19 protein-coding genes and 1 pseudogene are annotated in these 19,593 nt (G+C 59.4%); 7 read left to right on the top strand and 13 right to left on the bottom strand.

Annotated elements, in window-relative coordinates; genetic code table 11:
- The first annotated feature begins 130 nt into the window (after positions 1–130).
- Together galU and ACTJKS_RS18240 are read left to right on the top strand one after the other, a co-directional pair.
- A complete protein-coding gene (gene galU / locus ACTJKS_RS18245; protein WP_047295217.1) occupies positions 131–964 on the top strand; it encodes a UTP--glucose-1-phosphate uridylyltransferase GalU in 834 nt (277 codons plus the stop codon).
- Between the two features lie 36 nt (positions 965–1,000).
- Entirely contained in the window at positions 1,001–1,405 is a 405-nt protein-coding gene (locus tag ACTJKS_RS18240) for a mannose-1-phosphate guanylyltransferase (protein WP_108183318.1), read from the top strand.
- 90 nt (positions 1,406–1,495) lie between these two features.
- On the opposite strand, the gene ACTJKS_RS18235 is transcribed toward ACTJKS_RS18240, so the two are convergent.
- From ACTJKS_RS18235 to ACTJKS_RS18200, 8 genes and pseudogenes are all read right to left on the bottom strand, one after another.
- Positions 1,496–2,635: an SGNH/GDSL hydrolase family protein gene (locus ACTJKS_RS18235; RefSeq protein WP_108183319.1), complete on the bottom strand. Its 1,140-nt coding sequence runs from the start codon at positions 2,633–2,635 to the stop codon at positions 1,496–1,498.
- Positions 2,636–2,858: 223 nt separating this feature from the next.
- Complete coding sequence (locus tag ACTJKS_RS18230) at positions 2,859–3,902, bottom strand: acyltransferase family protein (RefSeq protein WP_108183320.1); 1,044 nt, start codon at positions 3,900–3,902, stop codon at positions 2,859–2,861.
- A 12-nt stretch (positions 3,903–3,914) separates the two neighbouring features.
- Positions 3,915–5,018 (bottom strand): hypothetical protein, encoded by a 1,104-nt coding sequence (locus ACTJKS_RS18225; protein ID WP_047600104.1) that lies wholly within the window; start codon positions 5,016–5,018, stop codon positions 3,915–3,917.
- On the bottom strand, positions 5,009–6,238 hold the full coding sequence (locus tag ACTJKS_RS18220) for a polysaccharide biosynthesis C-terminal domain-containing protein (protein ID WP_142579776.1): 1,230 nt from the start codon (positions 6,236–6,238) through the stop codon (positions 5,009–5,011). Before ACTJKS_RS18220 ends, ACTJKS_RS18225 begins: the two co-directional genes overlap by 10 nt.
- Positions 6,235–7,347, bottom strand: a complete 1,113-nt coding sequence (locus ACTJKS_RS18215) for a polysaccharide pyruvyl transferase family protein (protein ID WP_108183322.1) — start codon at positions 7,345–7,347, stop codon at positions 6,235–6,237. Before ACTJKS_RS18215 ends, ACTJKS_RS18220 begins: the two co-directional genes overlap by 4 nt.
- 14 nt (positions 7,348–7,361) lie before the next feature.
- Positions 7,362–8,444, bottom strand: a complete 1,083-nt coding sequence (locus tag ACTJKS_RS18210; protein WP_108183323.1) for a glycosyltransferase — start codon at positions 8,442–8,444, stop codon at positions 7,362–7,364.
- Positions 8,445–8,484: 40 nt separating this feature from the next.
- Positions 8,485–10,702, bottom strand: a pseudogene (locus ACTJKS_RS18205) (polysaccharide biosynthesis tyrosine autokinase).
- Between the two features lie 38 nt (positions 10,703–10,740).
- A complete protein-coding gene (locus tag ACTJKS_RS18200; RefSeq protein ID WP_108183325.1) occupies positions 10,741–11,181 on the bottom strand; it encodes a low molecular weight protein-tyrosine-phosphatase in 441 nt (146 codons plus the stop codon).
- Between the two features lie 291 nt (positions 11,182–11,472).
- On the opposite strand from ACTJKS_RS18200, the gene ACTJKS_RS18195 reads away from it, so the two are divergent.
- Together ACTJKS_RS18195 and tal are read left to right on the top strand one after the other, a co-directional pair.
- Positions 11,473–12,423 (top strand): glycosyl hydrolase family 5, encoded by a 951-nt coding sequence (locus ACTJKS_RS18195; RefSeq protein WP_108183326.1) that lies wholly within the window; start codon positions 11,473–11,475, stop codon positions 12,421–12,423.
- Between the two features lie 207 nt (positions 12,424–12,630).
- Positions 12,631–13,557: a transaldolase gene (tal, locus tag ACTJKS_RS18190; protein ID WP_108183327.1), complete on the top strand. Its 927-nt coding sequence runs from the start codon at positions 12,631–12,633 to the stop codon at positions 13,555–13,557.
- 215 nt (positions 13,558–13,772) lie between these two features.
- Here the strand turns inward: tal and rssC are convergent, their stop codons facing one another.
- A complete protein-coding gene (gene rssC / locus ACTJKS_RS18185; RefSeq protein WP_003226553.1) occupies positions 13,773–14,255 on the bottom strand; it encodes an anti-sigma factor antagonist RssC in 483 nt (160 codons plus the stop codon).
- On the bottom strand, positions 14,252–15,436 hold the full coding sequence (gene rssB, locus ACTJKS_RS18180; RefSeq protein WP_108183328.1) for a two-component system response regulator RssB: 1,185 nt from the start codon (positions 15,434–15,436) through the stop codon (positions 14,252–14,254). Before rssB ends, rssC begins: the two co-directional genes overlap by 4 nt.
- Positions 15,437–15,710: 274 nt before the next feature.
- Between rssB and ACTJKS_RS18175 the strand changes: the two genes are divergently transcribed.
- Positions 15,711–16,010: a PilZ domain-containing protein gene (locus tag ACTJKS_RS18175; protein WP_095668728.1), complete on the top strand. Its 300-nt coding sequence runs from the start codon at positions 15,711–15,713 to the stop codon at positions 16,008–16,010.
- A gap of 51 nt (positions 16,011–16,061) precedes the next feature.
- Here the strand turns inward: ACTJKS_RS18175 and ACTJKS_RS18170 are convergent, their stop codons facing one another.
- On the bottom strand, positions 16,062–16,751 hold the full coding sequence (locus ACTJKS_RS18170; RefSeq protein ID WP_041074007.1) for an MlaA family lipoprotein: 690 nt from the start codon (positions 16,749–16,751) through the stop codon (positions 16,062–16,064).
- A gap of 198 nt (positions 16,752–16,949) precedes the next feature.
- Between ACTJKS_RS18170 and ACTJKS_RS18165 the strand changes: the two genes are divergently transcribed.
- Together ACTJKS_RS18165 and ACTJKS_RS18160 are read left to right on the top strand one after the other, a co-directional pair.
- Complete coding sequence (locus ACTJKS_RS18165) at positions 16,950–17,570, top strand: phosphatase (protein ID WP_108183329.1); 621 nt, start codon at positions 16,950–16,952, stop codon at positions 17,568–17,570.
- A 108-nt stretch (positions 17,571–17,678) separates the two neighbouring features.
- Positions 17,679–17,942, top strand: a complete 264-nt coding sequence (locus tag ACTJKS_RS18160; RefSeq protein WP_041074003.1) for a DUF4404 family protein — start codon at positions 17,679–17,681, stop codon at positions 17,940–17,942.
- A 97-nt stretch (positions 17,943–18,039) separates the two neighbouring features.
- On the opposite strand, the gene queF is transcribed toward ACTJKS_RS18160, so the two are convergent.
- Both queF and copI read right to left on the bottom strand, forming a co-directional pair.
- Positions 18,040–18,870 (bottom strand): NADPH-dependent 7-cyano-7-deazaguanine reductase QueF, encoded by an 831-nt coding sequence (gene queF, locus ACTJKS_RS18155; protein ID WP_108183330.1) that lies wholly within the window; start codon positions 18,868–18,870, stop codon positions 18,040–18,042.
- A gap of 61 nt (positions 18,871–18,931) precedes the next feature.
- Positions 18,932–19,465, bottom strand: a complete 534-nt coding sequence (copI, locus tag ACTJKS_RS18150; protein ID WP_108183331.1) for a copper-resistant cuproprotein CopI — start codon at positions 19,463–19,465, stop codon at positions 18,932–18,934.
- Between the last annotated feature and the right edge of the window lie 128 nt (positions 19,466–19,593).

Here is a 19,593-nt window from a genome sequence, read left to right as displayed (position 1 = left end):
CCCTGCGCTAATTGCCATTAACAACCTGACTCAGGTATTAAAGTACTCGTTCAATAATCATTGAAACTCGTGCGCTTTGATAAGTGCGCGCACCCGTTGCCTGTGTTCCATGACTGTCCAGGATACTTTTATGATTCGTAAATGTTTGTTCCCCGCTGCCGGTTACGGCACGCGTTTCTTGCCGGCGACCAAAGCCATGCCGAAAGAAATGCTGCCGATCGTCAACAAGCCGTTGATCGAATACGCCGTTGAAGAAGCACGGGACGCCGGCCTGCAACACATGGCCATCGTCACCGGTCGGGGCAAGCGTGCGCTGGAAGACCACTTCGACATCAGCTACGAACTCGAACACCAGATCCGCGGCACCGAGAAAGAGAAATTCCTCGCCGGTACCCGCGAGCTGATCGACACCTGCACCTTCTCCTACACCCGTCAGGTGGAAATGAAGGGCCTCGGTCACGCGATTCTCAGCGGCCGCCCGTTGATCGGCGATGAACCCTTCGCCGTGGTGCTGGCCGATGACCTGTGCCTGAACCTGGACGGTGATGGCGTGCTCTCGCAGATGATCCAGCTGTACAAAAAATTCCGCTGCTCGATCGTCGCCATCCAGGAAGTCCCGGCCGACCAGACCCACAAGTACGGGGTGATCGCCGGCGAACTGATGTCCGAGGGCATCTACCGGGTCAATAACATGGTGGAAAAACCGGCGCCGCAGGACGCGCCGTCGAACCTGGCGATCATCGGCCGCTACATCCTCACCCCGGACATCTTCGACCTGATCGCCGACACCCAACCGGGCAAGGGCGGCGAGATCCAGATCACCGACGCGCTGATGAAACAGGCGCAAAACGGTTGCGTGCTGGCTTACAAGTTCAAGGGCCTGCGCTTTGACTGCGGCGACGCCGAGGGTTACCTGCAGGCGACCAACTTCTGCTACGACAACGTCTACCTCAAGGGCCGCTGAACGGTCCCCGCCCACTTCTCTTTTCAGGAGGCAACCATGAACATGGCACAGCATGCAGCAGAGATTGAACGGGAGGTGGGCAACCTCGGGGTGGTGAGCTGGCTGTCACGCCATCAGCCGTTGCCCAGCGCCAACGAGTCGTGGCTGGGGAGTATTCTGCTGGTGGAACGCATCGGCATGTTTCCTTCGTCCGGCGACATTCGCCGGCCGTTAGCCGATCCCTATCCTCTGCTCGCCCATCTGAAACACCTGTATGCCGAGCAGGCGCTGGAAATGGACGATCGTGATGGCCTGAAGGTGATCTTCAGCGACTGGCGCTTCCGCGTACGCCTGTGCTGCAACGAGCCGGCGATCATCATCAATGTCGAGACTCGGTGTGCGACGCAACTGATGCCGCAGAAGACTGCGGAGCTCCTGAGCCAGATAGATAACTTCAAATAAAACACCACCCCTGTAGGAGCTGCCGAAGGCTGCGATCTTTTGATTTTGTATTGAAGAGCAAGATCAAAAGATCGCAGCCTTCGGCAGCGCCTACAGGGGTTTCGTTGGGTCGCAACTGTCCGCATTGATGCCACTGACGATCCAGCGATAGAAGTAATCGGCAATCACTTTCCCGCCCGTGGCCGGCTGCGGATGAATCTTGTCCGGGCCGATCATCGCCGCTGCATAGCGTTTGACGTCAGGGCCGAACGCGCATTGCAGATTGGCAAAGCCCAACTGCTGCTCATGCGCCCATGGCTGCAGAACCTGCGCATACGCCGACATCGGATAGGCACTGGACCGCGTGGTGTCCTGACGCATGATCAGGTTGATGCTCGCCGCCGGCTGGATCTCGCGGATCATCGCCACCAACCCTTGAACGTTGTGCAGGTACTGTTCGGGTTTGACCCCGAAACCCTGGTCGTTGCCGCCGAGCATGATCAGGTAAATGTCGGCGGGGATCCTCGACACGGCGGCTTTCCACTGCACCTGCCATTGCGGGTTCTGGTGATAGAAATCCGCCGAGGCCGCGCCCGAGGCCGCCAGTTTTGAAACCCGCACGCCGTGCTGATCGTTGCTCAGCCACAGGCCAAACAAGGTCGGTGCGCCCTTCACCACTTCCAGTTTGAATGACCAGTCTGGCGCTGAAGAGAGACCTGCAAGCGGTACTTCCTGAACGCCCGACCCCTTGAGCGTCAATGGCTGCCAGTCTTCCGAGGGTGTCCAACGGTAGCGCAGCTCACTGGCTTCGCCGTTGCCCAGGTAGAGCAATTTCGCCTGGGTGACTTGGGTGTCGATGGCGGGTGTCGGGCTGGCATCGATTTGCAGCCAGGCGCCGGGCTTGCCGGTCACCGTGCGGCTGTCGGGGCTGGCCTGGCCGAGGCCGGACACTTGCCAGCCACCACCGAAGTATTTTTCGCTGCTGCGGGTGTATTTGAAATGCGTGCCGCCCAGCGCGGCGCCGTGGTTGAAACCGACGTAACCGGGGCCGGCAAAACCGACTTCGCCGGCCACGCGCTGTACCAGTTTGTTCAGGTAGAAATCCTGCCCGGCGCTGTAGCTGTCGCCGATCACCGAGACCGACAAAATCTTCCCGGCCTTGCCTTCACGCCACTGCGCAAAGCGCTCGCGGGCATCGCCCACTTCCACCACCGACGCCGCGACGGGCTGAGCGTCATTTACTGCCAACATGCGTTATTTCCTTCAGTCTGGAATGGCCCCTTCGCGAGCAGGCTCGCTCCCACATTGGATCGACGTCATACGCCAATCCCCTGTAGGAGTTGTCGAGTGAAACGAGGCTGCGATCTTTTGATCTTTGACATCAACATCAAAAGATCGCAGCGTGCCGCAGCTCCTACAGAGGTCTTGTGTCCTCCGTTGAACCCTGTGGGAGCGAGCCTGCTCGCGAAGCTTTTCAGCTATTGGCCGGCACCACCGGAGCAATGCTCGCCAGCGATTTTTTCTTCGCCGCACGCTCGCCCAAAAACAGCACCGAAGTGACATTGAAGCGACTGAAAATCATCGACAGCACCACCGGCCCCAGCAAGCCGAAGAGCAATCCGCTGAGCACCAGAATGCTTTCGTCTTTCACACCCAGCCGCCCCATGACAAACCGCGAAGTCGCCGCAAACAACACATGAAACAGAAAGATCGCGTAAGAGTAGCCGCCCAGCCAGGTCAGCCATTTCGAGCGCATGTCACTCGACAGCAAGGCGATGCAGGATACGCAGCCCACGGTCAAGCCGATCAGGCTGCGGCGGTCGACAATCAACTCGCGATCAATCGCTGCCACGTACAGCAGCGTCAGCGAGATCAACACAAACACCAGCGGCCCGATCACCTTGAACCGTTGCTTCAACGCTTCGACATTTTCCTGGCCAATCATCCCCGCCACAAAAAACGGCAGCAGGTAAATCGCACCATTGATGCCGAACGCATCGAGCTTGAACGGCGGCAGCAGAAACAGCGCCGCAGCGAAGGCGAACAGCAGATACAAGCGCGACATCGAACGCAGCATCCCGCGCCATTCCAGCAGGCCGACGAACATGAAAATGATGAACACCGCCTGCAGGAACCAGAAGTGATTGACCGGTACCCAGAACGACAGCAACGCATCGATCACGCCGACGTCCTTGTTCACCCCCGGCCCCACCGCCTGCAACACCGAGAACGGCACACCGACGCAAAACAACGGCACGATCAACCGTCGCACCTTGCCGCTGAAGAATGCGGAAAAGTCATTGCCGCGAATTTTGTAGATCGAATAGATGTAGCCGGAAATAAAGGTGAACAGCGGCATGCGCACGTACACCATCGAGTCGGCGATCACCCGAAACGGCGAGCCGAGATCGATTTTCAGCCCTCCGCCCAACGGGCCGATGACGTGATAGAGCACCAGCAGCAGGCACGCCAGACCACGCAGGGTTTCGATCTCCAGCGATTTTTTCTTGCTCGACATACAGCACCTGCCTCAATTCAGAACGCGTGATTCAACCCGCACCGGTTTGTTCGCACGCAACATCAGGCCCAGGCCGACAAACAGCACCGGCACCACCATGGAAAAGTGCCGGGCGAAGGAGCCGAAGTCCGGCTCGAACAAGCCTTGCACTAACAGAAACGCCAGCGGGATCGCGATCAGTTCCTTGGGTTTGGTCTCGATCGGCGCACCTTTGTAATCGGTGGACGTGATGACTTTGAACAGCAGCAGCGCGGTCATGATCATCAGCGCGACGAAGATCACCTGGCCCGGCCCGGACAACAGAATCAGCTCCACCGGGAACGACAACCGGAAGAAAATGATCATCGAGTCCAGCGCCTGCGAGACGAAGTCGCTGCCACTGAGCCACGAGACGATCAGCGATTTCGACCCCTCCTCCCCCGCCGTACGCAACTCGTTGTTGCTGGCTCGAATCGACGACACCGGAAAGCCCAGCGCCAGTTGGATCGCCATGGCCACCGCCAGGTAAAACAGGAACAGCATCAGGAAGAAGGTGAAACGCGACACGTACTTTTTCATCACGCAAACGCCGACCCACGACAGCGAAAACAGAATCCAGTAAGGCCGGATCAGCACGCCATAGATCACCGCCGACAGAAAAAATCCGCCGCGGTATTTGCGCGTCAATGCGCTGAACAAAATGCTCAGCACCGCCACCGAGACGATGATTTCCTTGGTCAGGTTTTCCAGAAAAAACGAACGCACCACACCCCACAGGCACAGGGTGCCGAAGATCGCCAGCGGCATGCGCCGAAACACCACCACCGGGATCGCCGTGAGGAAGAAGTTGCAGAACATCCCGTAGGCCCAGGCGTTGGTCAGGTTGATCCCGGTGGGCCGCAGCAGGAACGCCGAACACTCGTAGGAGGAGCGATCCGGCGAGAACGGGTTCCAGAAATTGCAGTTGTCGGCGCGGGCGTAGGACGACCACAAGGTCATCGCATCCGGCCCCGGATCGCGCGGGATCAGCAGCGGCATCGCCACCGACAGAAACAACCCGGTGAACAGAATCAGGAACGACAGCGAAGAATCGAGTTTGCGGCCGCGAAACTCGATACACGGCAACTTCAACCCCATGCCAGCGCCCCTTTGGCACGGGTCGCCCGAGTCAACACGGCGATCACCCCGAGCTGCACGATGATCGCAAAGACATTGCCCCACGCCGCGCCATAAATCGAATAGTGCTTGATCAACAGGAAGCTGACCGGCACCGACACCAGCAAGCAAATCGCCGCACTGGCGAATGACACCCGACTGTTTTTCGAGGCGATCAGACCGCCCCAGACGATGTCGCCAATGGCCCGCAGAGCAAAGGAAAAGATCAACACGCCGAGGAGTGCGTTATCCGGACGCGGCACGCTGTTGGCGACGTAATCGAGCACCACGTTGAAGAACAGATAGATCAGCACGGCCACCGCCGCCGACACCGCTAACGAGCGCATCACCCACTTGTTGACGAACAACTGCCGGACGCTGAACGCCTGTTGATCCGCCTGAAACCGCTTGGCCAGCACCGGAATGCCGACTACCGCCACCACCGCGTAAGACAGCGCCTGCAGAGTGTTCGCCGCCGACCACGCGTACACGTATTTGCCGAGGCTGGCGTAGGGTTCGAGGTCGGCAATCAGAAAGCGCTCGGCATACTGACTCAGCGCGATCAAGCCCGTACCGAAATAAAACGGCAACCCGGCCTTCCACACGGTCGCCGTCGTCAGCGCTTCGCTGACCCGGCCCTTGTGCACATTCACCACGATCAGGTAACCGGCGACGATCACCAGCACGTTGGCGGCCACCCACAACCACAGCACACTGGCGATGCCCGACACCCAGTCGAGCATCATCGCGCCCACCGCCAGCAGCGCCCAGAGACCGGTCTTGATGAAGAACAGCAGCGCGCCCGCGGTGGCTTTCTGCGCAGAAAACACGAACGAGTTGATCTCGAACGACAGGTGTTCAGTGAGCAACACCAGCGTCACGCAGAGGATCAGCGCGGTGCTCGCCTCGACCTGCTGGAACAGCGAGTAAATCCCCACCGTCAGCAGCGACAGCAGCAGCCCCACCGCCAGGTACAGCAGCATGACTTTGTCGACCACCCGCCGCGAGCTGCCGCCGACGCTGATCAACCGGTTGATCTCGGAACTGAAACCAACGCTGTAGAACTTCGAAGCGATCAGCGACGCGGCGACCACCACGCCATAAAACCCCAGCGCTTCGTAGCCCAGGTAATGGGTGATGGCCAACACCAGCAGAAACTTCGCGCCCAAGGCTCCGCCGCGCAGCAGCAAGCGAAATATCATCGAACGACGCCTTTGATGATCTCGTCCATCATCACCGTCTTGGCTTCGATTTCGCGGCAGGTGTCGGTCAGGCGCTTGCCGAAGTTCGACAGCGCGTTCGGCGCGTACACGGTGTCGATGATGGTGTCGACATTGATGTCGCCGCCATTGATCACCCAGTCTTCCACGCCCATGTCCTGATAGGCGCCAAAGCCTTTGCGCTCGTAGCTGATGTGGTACGCCGGGACGCCGGACAACAGCGATTCGATGGCGCCGTGCAGGCGCACCGAGATCACCAGGTCCGGCTGATATTTGGCAATCGTCGCCTTCAACGACAGCAGGTCTTCGCTGATGCCCAGTTCGCGATAGAACGCACCGTCGTCGTTACCGCGAACGGCACTCTGTACGGCGCAAACCACTTTGCTTTTGTTCTTCAGACGCTGCAGCAGCAACTTCAGGTTGGCGACGTAGGCGACTTTCTTTTCCTTGCTCCACTCCGGCGGCTTGCGCAGCACCACGCACACGGTGGCCGGCGACGCGGCACAGCGGGTGAACTTCGGCTGCTGAAGAATCTTGCTGGCCAGTGACTGCACCGCCAGATCCGGCGCGCGGTAGACGTTTTCGCAGGCATCGAACATTGCCGAGGAGCGGTTATCGCGCACGAACACCGCGTCCGCGCTGGCGTAGTGATCGACGATCTTGCGGCTCTCGCCATGGAACGGGCCGATACTTTGCGGCAGGTACACCGACGGCACCTTGCTGAGGATCGCCGTTTCCAGTTGCTTGGCGTGGCCGAGTTTGAGCTTGATGTGTTCGAAGGCGCTTTTCGAGCGCATGTAGCCGCCACCGACGCCGACGATCAGATCGGTCTTGCGCAACAGATCCGCCAGCCCGGCATACGACTGATTGAGGAACACCGCCTGCTTGACCCGCCCCAGGCCCTTGGCCGCCATCACCGGCGCATCGAAACGCGGGTGCGGCAGGTAGGCGAAAGACTGCGGGTCGGAGGCCACGACATTGATCGCGGTGTCTTCGCCAAAGTTGCGCTGCACCAACGCGATGGCCAGATCGACGAGCAGGCCGTCACCGGAGTTGGACGCACTGTAGCCATGCAAAATCGTTACGTTCATAAGCTGAGTTCTACTTAATAAGTGGGAGCGCAATACACGTCGTAGGTCTGGCGGATCATCAGCGCGGCACTGAAGCGCTCACGCACGATGTTCCGGCCTTCGCTGCCGAGGTCGAGCAACCGCGGCTTCTGGATTCGCGCCAGCACATCGGCCAGCGCCTGGTGATCACCGGTGGGAAAGACGTAGCCGGACACTTCATGGGTGACCAGTTCGGGCAGCGACGTGCAGTTGCTGGCGATCACCGGCAAACCCATGGCCATGCCTTCCAGCGGCACCATGGCGAAACCCTCCCAGCGGCTCGGCACGATCAGCGCGTCGGCCTGTTGATACAGCGCCTGCACTTCGGCCGGCGTGACCCACGGCAGGTACTCGACCGCGTCCATCTGCGGGCACTCGACCGTGTCCTCGTTGACCGCACTGCCAACCACGGTCAGCTTCAGATCGTTGCGCTGTACCTTGGCGAAGGCTTTGAGCAATACGTCGAAGCCTTTCTGGTAATCGAGGCGACCGACGAACAGCAGATGAATCGGCGCGGGGTTGTCGGCCCTCGGTGCGTCATCCTTGTGCGGGATGCCGTTGTAGATCAGGCGCATGCGCTTGCGCTCGATACCGAACCGCGCGGCTTTGTCCATCTCGTAGCGGCTGACGCAAATGATCACGTCGGTGACTTTCTGCAAGACGCGCTCGATCGAGGCGTAGACCTTCTGCTTGATGGGCGAGCTTTCCATCAGGAACGAAAACGCGTGCGGGCAGTAGACGATTTTCGGCCGACGCCACGGCTTGAGCAGCACACAAACACAGCGGCCGATCACCCCGGAAAACGTGCTGTGCAGATGCACCACATCGGGTTTTTCCTTGAGCAGCGTCCGTGCCAGTTCCCACGCAAAGCGCAGCAGCGAAGGCACGTTACGCCCGGATCTGACGAACGTGCGAATCTGGCTCTGATCGATGCCGTGCAGCTCCTGTTTCTGGTCGAGCGGCACCAGATAGACCCATTCGTAGTTCGCGGCCTGGCCTTCGGGCGACGCCGATATCGTGCGGATAACGGTGGCGACCCCACCTTTTATCGTTTCTGCCACGTGCAGTATTTTCTTCACAACCCACCCACTTTCATGCCTGTTGGAACGTCCCTGAATCTCAGGATTTGTCCGACGCGTATTCGTAGTTGTAATAGCCGTAGCTGCCATTGCCGTAATAGCTGGCAGCGCGCTTTTCGACGCCGTTGAACACCGCGCCCTTGAGCTCGATGCCGTTCTGCGCGAAGCGGCGAATGGTCGCTTCAATTTCCTTGGCCGGGTTTACTGCAAACCGGGTGACGATCAGGCTGATGCCGGCTTCACGTCCGACAATCGCCGCATCGGTCACTGCCAGCAGGGGCGGCGTATCGATGATCACCACGTCGTAGCGCTGACTCAGCTCGGCGAGCAGATCGCGGAAGTTGGCGTGCATCAGCAGCTCGGAAGGGTTCGGTGGAACCTGACCACGGCTGATGAAGTGCAGGTTGTCGATTTCCACCGTGTTGATCGCCTGCTCGATGCTGCAGCGCTTGACCAGCAGATCCGACAGGCCATTGGCGATCGGCACATTCAGCGTCTTGTGCAGGTGGCCCTTGCGCATGTCGGCGTCGATCAGCAGCACGCGCTGACCGCTCTGCGCCATGACCGCGGCGAGGTTGGAGGAGACGAAGGTCTTGCCGACCTGCGGGCTGGGGCCGGAGATCATGATGCGGTTGTTGGTCGAATCCAGCGCGGCGAAATGCAGGCAGGTGCGCAGGCTGCGGATCGACTCGATGGACAGGTCGGTCGGGTTGCGCAACGCCAGCAGATAGGCCGGTGTTTCAGCGGTGATTTTGGCCCGGCCCTTTTTCGTGTCCTCGTCGCGCTGCAAAGCGCTGTAAGGAATCGAGGCGTACACCGGCAGCCCGAGCTGTTCGATGGCTTCCGGCCCTTCGAGGCCTTTGCTCAGGGATTTGCGCAACAGCACCAGCGCCACGCCGACAAAGGCGCCGAGGAACGTCGCGATCAGCACGATCAGGGCTTTTTTCGGTTTGACCGGGCTGCTCAGGTCGACATCCGCCGGGTCGATCAGGCGCACGTTGCCCACCGCACCGGCGCGGACGATGTCCAGCTCCTGGGATTTGTTCAGCAACTGCGTGTAGATCTGCGAAGCGACTTCCACATCGCGGGTCAGGTTGAGCAGCTCCTGTTGCGTCGCCGGTAGATCGCCGACCTTGCCTTCCAGCGATTTCTGCTGCTGGGTCAATTCGCCGATCTGCGACATCAAGGCGCGATAGGCCGGATGCTGCTTGGTGAATTTGCGATCCATTTCCGCCTGCTGCATTTTCAGCTCGGAAATCCGCGTTTCCAGCGCCACGGATTGGCCGAGCACCGATTGGGTTTCCAGGGAAATGTTCACGGTCTTGCCGTGGGTCTGGTAAGCGTTCAGCGCGTCGCTGGCCTTGGCCAGATCACGCTTGACCTGCGGCAACTGGCTTTGCAGGAACGCCAGGCTTTGCGCCGCTTCCGCCGAGGTCCGACGTACGTTCTGATCGACGTAGAGCGCGGCGATCTTGTTGAGGATTTTCACCGCCTCGGCGGCGTCGGNCCAGGCGGATAATCCCCGACTCTTTACCTTGCTCGGAGATATCCAGCGCATCCTGGTAACCCTGAATGGTCACGATCCGTGGATTGCGCACCACTTCGAAACGGGCACCCGGGTTGGCTTGCAGACGTTCGACCAACCCCTCGACGCCGTCCTGCGCGAAGGCTTCGCCGGCGACGCCCTCGACCAGCAGGTTGTCATTGTCATCGAGCAACTGAAAGTGCTGTTGCTCACCTGCAATCAGGGTGAGCTTCTTGCCCAACAGTTCTTTGGGCAGATCGAGCCGGGCGAATTCTAGACGCTCGCCGCCCCAAGCGTAGCTGTTGAAGCCAAAACGCGGCGGTGCCACGCTGGACTCGGTTTCACCGCGATAACGCCGGGCGAGAAAACCGCCGATGACCGGGAAGGTGTTGGGGGTGACGTCGATGTCCAGGCGCAGGTCGTCGACGGTTTTGCCGATCACCGCGCGGGATTTGATGATGCCGATTTCGGTCACCGACGGCGATTGCCCACCGAGCATGCTGCTGAGGTCGGAAAAGCCGAGCATGTCGTTCTTTTTCGGTTCGACCTGCACCAGCGCGTTCGCCAGGTACACCGGCGTCGCCAATACCGCGTAGGCAACGCCGGCGGCCATGAAGGCACCGGTGAATGCACCGATCAGCCATTTCTGGTCGATCAAACTGCCGAATATGCCGAGAAGATCAATACTGTCTTGATCGTTATCACGGTTGGCGATTACTGACGGTAACTGCATAAGTCTTTCTTACCATTCACTGATCTGAAGAATATTCATCAATGTCCGAGGCGCTGCGCCCACGAGCTAACAGCATCTTCAATCAATGCATGGGCATGAATAAAAGCGGCCTTACCTTGACGATACGGATCCTGTATTTCTCGTTCGCTCTGCCACTTGCCAAGAAGAAACACTTTGCCTCGGGCGTGCGAAGCAATCTTCAGCACCTGATTCACATGTTGTTTTTCCATGACCAGAATCAGGTCTGATGCATTGACGATATCGGTCGTCAATTGCCGCGCCTTGAACCCCTCGGCGCTGTGCCCGTGGTCTTCCAGCACCTGGCGTGCCGAGGCTTCCATGCCTTCGCCGACTCGCGCTGCGAGGCCTGCGGAAGTCACGGAGATGGTTGAGGGGGTCAGCGCGTTGCGCAGCAGAAGTTCTGCTGTCGGACTTCGGCAAATATTGCCAACGCACACAACCAGGATATTTCTGAACAAGGTTTACTTTCCTGTGTAATATCATTCTGCCAACATCTAGTGCGAATCTTAATGAACCCACTAGATCATCCTGCACTCAGAAATAGATTCGCCCTGTTAGTACCAGCGTATTAAGTACCACAGCCTCAAAAGCCGCCAAAACACAATTAACGGACTAAAAATAACTGTGATTTTCAGGTCTGGTTTTCCTGACAAAAAATAACATTGGCGCACTTAGTGCCATTGTCAGTTTCGAAACAGTTATCTCGAGATACCTTTTCGCCGTTGTCACTTCTCACCCGGAGAACCGACATGAAATCAGCCCATCTCAAACCCCTGAGCGCCCTGACCCTGTTACTGCTGGCGGCAACCGGCCAGTGCCAGGCCAATGAACTGTTCCCGGCATTGCCCGCCAATAAAACCATCGGGGTTCAGGTCAAAGTCCAGACCTTTTCCGCTGCGGACGCCGAGCGCGTCAAAGCCACCGGCTTCAGTTTCGTGCGTTTTGGCGTATGGACTGACAGCCTGCCCAGCGCGGCCTACCAGAAGCAGATCAGCGATGCCTTCGCCGTGGCCCGCGCTGCTGGTCTTCCGGTGCTGATGACCCTGCGCGCGACCAAGCCGTTACCGGCCAATGATCTGGCGAACGCGGGGGTCGCGTATGCCAACGCGCTGACCAGCCTGGCAGCGACCTATGGCTCACAACTGGTGGCGATCGAGTTGTGGAATGAACCGGACCTCGGCACCTACTGGCCGACCGGTAACTTCGACACGACGTTCGTGCCGTTCATGAGCGCGGCGTGCAAGACCCTGCAGGACAAGCCACCCGCCGCCCCGGTGATCGGTTTTGGTTTTGCCCGGCCGCCAACGGCCGGCTCGGCGTCGACGGTGGCACTCAACCGAATCGTCAGTGAATACCCCAAATGCCTCAACGCGGTTTCCTACCATCCGTACGGCATGACCGGTACACAGATCAGCAACGCCCAGGCGTTTATCCAGCAGAACTTCCATCTGCCGGGGGTGATCAGCGAATGGGGCATCTCGGCGCTCGCCTCCAACGGCGGGATTGAGGGTCAGGCCAGCAAAATCAGCGCATTCGTGGCCGATATCAAAACCCGCAACATTGCCCTGACCTCGATCTACGAGTGGAAAAACAGCGACACCGGCAGCAATGACCGCGAGAAGAATTTCGGTCTGTTGACGTCCGATGGCCAGCCGAAACCGGCAGAAACTGCGGTCAAAACCCAGCTGAGCCAGCAATAACCTCCATCAATGTGCTCAAGGGGCGCTGGCCGTCAGTTGCTTTGAACCTGCGGCCGATTTTGGCATCGTATTCATCGATACCGCGCCCCACCCTTCAAACAGCCGTTCTCAGGTTGTTGCCCCCGGGGAACCCGTTACGCCTTGATGCCCTTGAGTGGCCGTCAGCGCTCGGGTAATGTCGTCAAACCCACAGGACAGAGCACACCCATGACTTCCAAGCTGGAACAACTCAAACAGATGACCACCGTGGTTGCCGACACCGGCGACTTCGAAGCGATCGCCCGGGTCAAGCCGGTCGACGCCACCACCAACCCTTCCCTGCTGCTCAAAGCCGCTGCCATCCCGGCTTACGCCGAGCTGCTGAACGCTTGCGTCAGCGACTGCAAGGGCGACGTGGGCCTGGCCAGCGACCGTTTCGGCGTCGCCGTCGGCCAGGAAATCCTCAAAGTGATCCCGGGCCGCATTTCCACCGAAGTGGATGCGCGCCTGTCGTTCGACCAGGACGCCGTGCTCAAGCGTGCGCATCGCCTGATCGAGCTGTACGACAAGGCCGGCATCGGCCGTGACCGCGTGCTGATCAAGATCGCGTCGACCTGGGAAGGCATCCGCGCAGCCGAGATCCTCGAAAAGGAAGGCATCCAGACCAACCTGACCCTGCTGTTCTCCTTCGCTCAGGCTGCTGCTTGCGCTGACGCCGGGGTGTTCCTGATCTCGCCGTTCGTGGGCCGCATCTACGACTGGTACAAAAAGGCCAACGGCAACGACTACACCGGTGCCGATGATCCGGGCGTACAGTCGGTCACCCGCATCTACAACTACTACAAGGCCAATGATTACAAGACCGTGGTCATGGGTGCCAGCTTCCGCAACCTGAGCCAGATCGAGCAACTGGCCGGCTGCGATCGTCTGACCATCAGCCCGGACCTGATCGACAAGCTCGCGGCAGACACTGGCAAACTGGAGCGCAAACTCGCCCCGGGCCACGCCGGCGAAGCGCGCCTGAGCCTCAGCGAAGCGCAATTCCGCTGGCTGTCCAACGAAGACGCGATGGCTACAGAGAAACTGGCTGAGGGCATCCGTCAGTTTGCCCGTGACCAGGAGAAACTTGAGGCGCTGCTGCAGGCCAAACTGTGATCTGAGCGGTTGAAATGCAAAAAGGGCGAACCCGGTTGGGTTCGCCCTTTTTATTTATGCAGTGCCGGAAGATTCATCGTCTGGAATGACGCCTTCGCGGGCAAGCCCGCTCCCACAGGGTCAGGTGTGGAATGAAGATCTCGGGTTCACTCAATCACTGTGGGAGCGGGCTTGCCCGCGAAGAGGCCGGAACAGACAACCTCAACCCCAAAGAATCAGTGTCTTTCGAGGGCGTTCACCAGGTCATGGAAGGCTTCACGGTTGGAATCGTTCAGCCCCATGAGGATCTTGTGCGCTTCAAGCACCTTGATCCGCACCACTTCTTCTGACTGGTCCTGATCCGGCAGGTCGTCCAGGCACTCGGGGCACGGCACCGGGTGGTTGACGATGTTGAACACCTGCTCGAAGCCCATCGACTGCAGCAGCCGGGTGATGTCTTCGTGGGTGGTGACGACGGTCGGCAGCAGGCCGACCTTTTGCCGCGACAGGATCGACAGCTTGGCCAACAGGCCAAGGGTGGTACTGTCGATGCTGCGGGTTTCGGTCAAATCGATCACGATCGCGTTGAAATTCAACGCAGTGAAGATTTTCTCAATAGTCGCATCCAACGCCGAACACAGGGTCAGGCGAACTTCACCGACGAACTTCAGGACGAAGGTGCCGTCCTGCTCGGCGAACTGGATTCTACCGGTACTCATTGAAGGTTCCTGCTCAACACCAACAGGGCGATATCATCCGGCATCTCCCCTAGCGTGGCCAATCCAAACACTTGCCGCAGACCATCCAGGCTGCCGCCCGCCGACTTCACCCGTTGTGGCAAAGCGGCTTCTTTTTCCTTGAGCGTAGGTTCTGGCAACAGATCCAGAATACCGTCGGACATCAGCGTCAGGCTGAACGTCGATGGCAGCTCAAGCACGTGATCTTCGTAAGTGGCCTCGTTGAAAAGGCCCACCGGCAAACCGCGGCCTTCGAGGTAACGAACACTGTCAGGCGTGTACAACACAGGCAACGGCAGATGGCCGCCGATGCTATAGGTCAACAAACCGGTCTCCTCGTCGATGACTCCACCGACCATTGTGACGTGTTTGCCCAGCTTACAACTGATCAGCCCCCGGTTGATATGACCAAGGACTTCCGAAGGCTTGAATTCCGGCAATGTGCCGTTGCGCTTGGATTCGAACAGCAAGCGCGTGGTCATGAACTTCAGCAGCACGGTGACGAACGCTGAAGAGGCACCATGCCCCGACACGTCGGCCAGGTAGAACGCCACCCGACGCTCGTCGACGCGGAAGTAGTCGACAAAATCACCCGACAGGTACAGCGACGGGATGATCTGGTGGGCAAACTGGAACTCGTCGATGCGCCACGGGCTTTCCGGCAGCATGTTCATCTGCACCTGGCGACCGGCGTTCTGGTCTTCCTGCAGCAGGTTCAGGCTGGCTTCAAGCTCGCGGTTGGCCTTCTCCAGCTTCTCGCGGTAGCGCTGGTTCTCCAGCAGCAGGCGCGCACGATCCAGCGCGCGACGCACCGAGTGCTCGAGCACGGCCAGGTCTTCAAGAGGCTTGATCAGGTAGTCCGCCGCACCCAGGCGCAGCGCCTCGACCGCGTCGTTCATCACGCCGGCACCCGAAACGACGATCATCGGCGTTTGCGGTGACCGCTCGGTGACCTGACGGATGAGTTCGAGACCACCCATCTGCGGCATGCGCAGATCGCAGATGACCAAGTCGGGCTTGTCTTGCTCGAATACCTGAAGACCCTGTTGGCCGTTGCTGGCCTGCAGGACGCTGAAACCACTGTCTTCCAAATAGGCCGCGAGGCTCGCGCGCACTACTTCGTCATCATCGATTATCAGCAGCGTGGCACTGGTTTTTGGCATGTGGGCAAACGGCGCCAGAATTAGGTTGGCGTAGCAGGCGGGGCATCGGCCCGGCTCAGACTACTGGATTCGCTTTCTAGCCTCTCTGCTGCACCGCTTTCGAGCAGTGGCCCGGAACGCGATTGCACCAGAGGTGCCCTTCTAAGGCGCAGACGGTACTCCCATCCGCGGGGCGTTTCAAGCATGCGCCGATGGTCGCTTGACGACTTTACTTGTCAAATCACCGAGAGTTATAAGAACCGCTCAAACCGTAACCCAATGGAAGGTCAAAACCATGAGTCAAACCGGTCGGGACTACAGCGAAAAGCGTGATTTCATCCGCATGCGGGTCGATGCCGATGTGGTGTTGATCCATGAAGGTGATGAGGTATCAGCCGTGTGCATCGACCTCTCGAGCAGCGGCATGCAGGTCGAAGCGCCGCGCCAGTTCGCGGTTGGCGACCGCTTGAGTGTGCGCATCGACTCCGATCATGCCGCCTTGAGCGGGCTGGAAGCGGAGACCGAAGTGGTCTGGGTCAAGGCCCAGGATGGCGACAGCCAGAAACTCGGCCTGAGCATTCTGAAGATGAAATAAGCGCACACAAAAAAGGCGGCCTCACGGGCCGCCTTCTGTCATCGGTCGAGATTAAAAATCATCTTCGACGTGACCATCCTTGACCTTGAACTCGCGGTTCTGCAGGTAGGCGTTGCGGATGAAGGTGTACTTGTCGCCGCTGATCAGCTTCTCGCTCGACAGCAGGCTGGCACGGGTGTCGACGATGTTCAGGCCGAACACCGAGTTACGTACAGGCACGTCGTTGATGTAGCGGTACGGACCGGTGTAGCTGTCGACGTACTTCGACGGCGCATCACGCAGGGTGCTCGGGCCGAGCAACGGCAGCATCACGTAAGGGCCGCTGCTGACGCCCCAGTAACCGAGGGTCTGACCGAAGTCTTCATCGCTGCGATTCAGGCCCATTTTGGTGCCGACATCGAAGAAGCCCAGCAGGCCGAACGTGGTGTTGAAGATGATGCGCGCGGTATCGACACCAGCGGCTGCGGGCTTGGCCTGCAGAATATTGTTCGCCAGGTTGGTGACGTCACCGACGTTGCGGAACATGTTGTGGATGCCATCTTCAAGGAACTGCGGCGTCACGTACTCGTAGCCCTGCGCCAGCGGCTTGAGCGCGTAGGTGTCGACGAAGTCGTTGAACTGGAAGATCGGGCGGTTGACGCTTTCCCAAGGGTCTTCTTCCGTTGCAGCATTGGCGGCGAACGGAACCAGCAAGACGCTGGCACATACACATAGCTGAGCGAGAGGATTGCTCCAGCGCATAGAAAAGCTCCTTGGATTCGTACTGGCGCGGGCACCGTCGGCCCAAGCGTTAAGACCGCTAGTATAAGCGCAAAAGCCGTTTTGGGCAGTCTACCTGTCAAGAGTAATGCAGGACGTTTCCAGAGAGCGCCTTCACACACCTGTCATCCAGCTGTCACCGATGTCGCCTAACCTCGTGACTATTTCAGGGACGTTGCCATGACCCACGCTGAAGCCTTGCCTGTCGCCGCGCCCGGCCTGACCGCCGTGCTGTTCGGACTCAGTGGCTGCCTGGTGGATTTCGGTGCCCGTGCCCGGCAACACGCCAGCATGCTGCCCGAGCACGCCGACGCCACACCCGGCGCCCTCGACAGCCTGCTCAGCCTGCAGCGCCAGGAGATTCCCTGTGCGTGGATCGATGAGTTGCCCCCTGCCCTCGCGCACCCTTTGGCGGCCTCGCTGCCGGCGTGGATCAAACCGACGCAATATTCAGCAACAAACAATCCATGGCCCGCGCCGAATGCCTGCTGGCAGGCGCTGATGGGCTTGAACGTCAGCCGTCTGGATGGCTGCGTGCTGGTCAGTGGCGAGCCGCGCCTGCTGCAAGCGGGCCTCAACGCCGGGCTGTGGACCATTGGCCTGGCCTCCTGCGGCTCGTTGTGCGGCCTGTCGCCGAGCGAGTGGCAAGCCTTGAGCCAACAGGAACGCGAACAGCGCCGCGGCAAGGCGACCCTGCAGTTGTTCAATCTGGGCGTGCATTCGGTGATCGATCATCTGGGCGAACTCGACACCTGCCTGGCTGACATCAACCTGCGCCGCCTCAAGGGCGAAAAGCCCTGACCGGGATCATGCAGGTTGCAGCAGAGTGGATTAATCTAAAGGTCAGCCATAGACCTTTGGCGCGCGGCTGCGGTCAATGCCAGTGCCTCTTGATAAAAGGAAACCACCATGCCCGCCCAAGAACTGCAAAAACAACTCGACACCCTGCGCGAGCAACTGGAGCAGAATCCGCCGCTGTCCGAAGCCGAGCGTGAAGATTTGCATGCGCTGATGGCGCAGATTGAAACCGAAATCAAACTGGAAAGCGCCACCCAGGACGCCAGTATCGCCGATGGCGTGAACTTGGCGGTTGACCGCTTTGAACTCGAACACCCGGCCATTGCCGGCACCCTGCGCAATATCGTCAATGCGCTGGGCAGCATGGGGATCTGATTCCCGGGTATCCCAAAAAAGCAAAAAGATCGCAGCCTGCGGCAGCTCCTACAGGGAATCTCATGTAGAAGCTGCCGCAGGCTGCGATCTTTTGATCTTACTGACGGACCAGTCGGTGGTTCGGCAGTTGTACCGTTTCAGTGCTGCGATACGGGTTGATATCCAGCCCGCCGCGGCGCACATACCGTGCAAACACCGTGAGCTTCTCCGGCTTCAGCAAACGCTGCAGGTCGAGGAAGATCCGCTCCACACACTGCTCGTGGAAGTCCGAGTGCTGGCGGAAGCTGACGATGTATTCCAGCAGGCTCGCGTGATCCAGCGCCGCGCCACGATATTCCACGACCACGCTGCCCCAGTCTGGCTGGCTGGTCACCGGGCAGTTGGATTTGAGCAGATGGCTGTGCACGCTCTCTTCGACAATCCGCGAATCATCGCAACGCAGCAGTTCCGGACGCGGATGCTCATAGTTGCTGACGCTGATGTCCAGATCGTCGATGCACACGCCCGGCAACGCCACGACGCCTTCGGCTTCGACCTCTTTCAGGCTGCGTACGCGCACACCGACCGGTTTGCCGGCAGCGGCCGACAGGTCCTTGACCAGCGTCGCTTCCAGGCTGGCGATGTCGGCAAACGGCGTCTGGTTCAGCGAGTTCAGGTACAACTTGAACGACTTCGACTCGATGATGTTCGGCGAATCCGCCGGAATGCTGAATTCACCGATCGCCACCACCGGTTTGCCCGACGGCAGCAGCCACGACAGTTCGAAGCAGTTCCAGAAATCCACACCTTTATATGGCAGGGTTTCGGCGGTCAGGCCCAGTTCGGTCCATTTAGCGGTGCGCGGAATCGGGAACAGCAGTGACGGCGTGTACGTGGCGATGTATTCGCTGGATTTGCCCAGCGGCGAATGTTCGGCTGCGGGATGCATGGCGGAAACCTGACTGAAGAATCAGCGGATTCTATCAGCCTTTGCGCCCGTCTTTGAGTGCTTACTGACTGACAGTCAGTTTGCCGACCATGCCCGCCTGGTAGTGCCCGGGAATATTGCAGGCAAATTCCAGGTTGGTGGCCTTGCTGAAGGTCCAGGTCAGCTCGGCGGTCTTGCCCGGCTCGACCAGCACGCTGTTGGGGTCGTCGTGCTGCATGCCGTGGCCCATGCTGCCGTGATCCATGCCCGCCATGTCGTGGGACATTTCTTTCATGCCGGTAGGCGTGAGCATGCCGCTTTGCTGCATCTGCAGCATTTCCTGCTGGTGTTGGGCATGCATCGCCGCATCACCGAGGTTGAATTCGTGCAGTAACTGGCCTTTATTCACCAGGACAAAGCGAACCGTCTCACCGGCCTTGACCTGAATTGCCTTGGGGTCGAACGACATGTCGTTCAGTACAACTTCAATGCTGCGGCTGGCCTGCGCCGCCGGGGCTGGCTGGCCGAAGTCATAGCTGTGTGCGGGCGCGGCCCAGACAGGTGAACTCAACGCCAGTAAACAGGCGGCGACGGCCAGAGGGTTGCGCAAAAACATAGTCATACTCCAACAAGAAAAGGTTCAGCCTGTGGGAAACTCTAGCCCGCCCGCGCTGGCAACTACCTGACAGGCAGATTACAACTTTGTCAGGTTGGCGCGCGCCGTCTGTTCCCACGGTATAACGC

The sequence above is a fragment of the Pseudomonas sp. 22189 genome, from assembly GCF_052045635.1.
In the GTDB taxonomy this organism is placed as follows: domain Bacteria; phylum Pseudomonadota; class Gammaproteobacteria; order Pseudomonadales; family Pseudomonadaceae; genus Aquipseudomonas; species Aquipseudomonas parakoreensis.
This window is presented reverse-complemented; position numbering and strand designations above follow the sequence as displayed.

Coding starts and splice junctions, on each gene's coding strand:
- ACTJKS_RS18220 (WP_142579776.1), bottom strand. CDS start 6,238: ATGATATTTCGCTTGCTGCTGCGCGGCGGAGCCTTGGGCGCGAAGTTT.
- galU (WP_047295217.1), top strand. CDS start 131: ATGATTCGTAAATGTTTGTTCCCCGCTGCCGGTTACGGCACGCGTTTC.
- queF (WP_108183330.1), bottom strand. CDS start 18,870: ATGCATCCCGCAGCCGAACATTCGCCGCTGGGCAAATCCAGCGAATAC.
- ACTJKS_RS18175 (WP_095668728.1), top strand. CDS start 15,711: ATGAGTCAAACCGGTCGGGACTACAGCGAAAAGCGTGATTTCATCCGC.
- ACTJKS_RS18240 (WP_108183318.1), top strand. CDS start 1,001: ATGAACATGGCACAGCATGCAGCAGAGATTGAACGGGAGGTGGGCAAC.
- rssC (WP_003226553.1), bottom strand. CDS start 14,255: ATGAGTACCGGTAGAATCCAGTTCGCCGAGCAGGACGGCACCTTCGTC.
- ACTJKS_RS18230 (WP_108183320.1), bottom strand. CDS start 3,902: ATGTCGAGCAAGAAAAAATCGCTGGAGATCGAAACCCTGCGTGGTCTG.
- rssB (WP_108183328.1), bottom strand. CDS start 15,436: ATGCCAAAAACCAGTGCCACGCTGCTGATAATCGATGATGACGAAGTA.
- tal (WP_108183327.1), top strand. CDS start 12,631: ATGACTTCCAAGCTGGAACAACTCAAACAGATGACCACCGTGGTTGCC.
- ACTJKS_RS18195 (WP_108183326.1), top strand. CDS start 11,473: ATGAAATCAGCCCATCTCAAACCCCTGAGCGCCCTGACCCTGTTACTG.
- ACTJKS_RS18235 (WP_108183319.1), bottom strand. CDS start 2,635: ATGTTGGCAGTAAATGACGCTCAGCCCGTCGCGGCGTCGGTGGTGGAA.
- ACTJKS_RS18165 (WP_108183329.1), top strand. CDS start 16,950: ATGACCCACGCTGAAGCCTTGCCTGTCGCCGCGCCCGGCCTGACCGCC.
- copI (WP_108183331.1), bottom strand. CDS start 19,465: ATGTTTTTGCGCAACCCTCTGGCCGTCGCCGCCTGTTTACTGGCGTTG.
- ACTJKS_RS18160 (WP_041074003.1), top strand. CDS start 17,679: ATGCCCGCCCAAGAACTGCAAAAACAACTCGACACCCTGCGCGAGCAA.
- ACTJKS_RS18225 (WP_047600104.1), bottom strand. CDS start 5,018: ATGGGGTTGAAGTTGCCGTGTATCGAGTTTCGCGGCCGCAAACTCGAT.
- ACTJKS_RS18215 (WP_108183322.1), bottom strand. CDS start 7,347: ATGAACGTAACGATTTTGCATGGCTACAGTGCGTCCAACTCCGGTGAC.
- ACTJKS_RS18170 (WP_041074007.1), bottom strand. CDS start 16,751: ATGCGCTGGAGCAATCCTCTCGCTCAGCTATGTGTATGTGCCAGCGTC.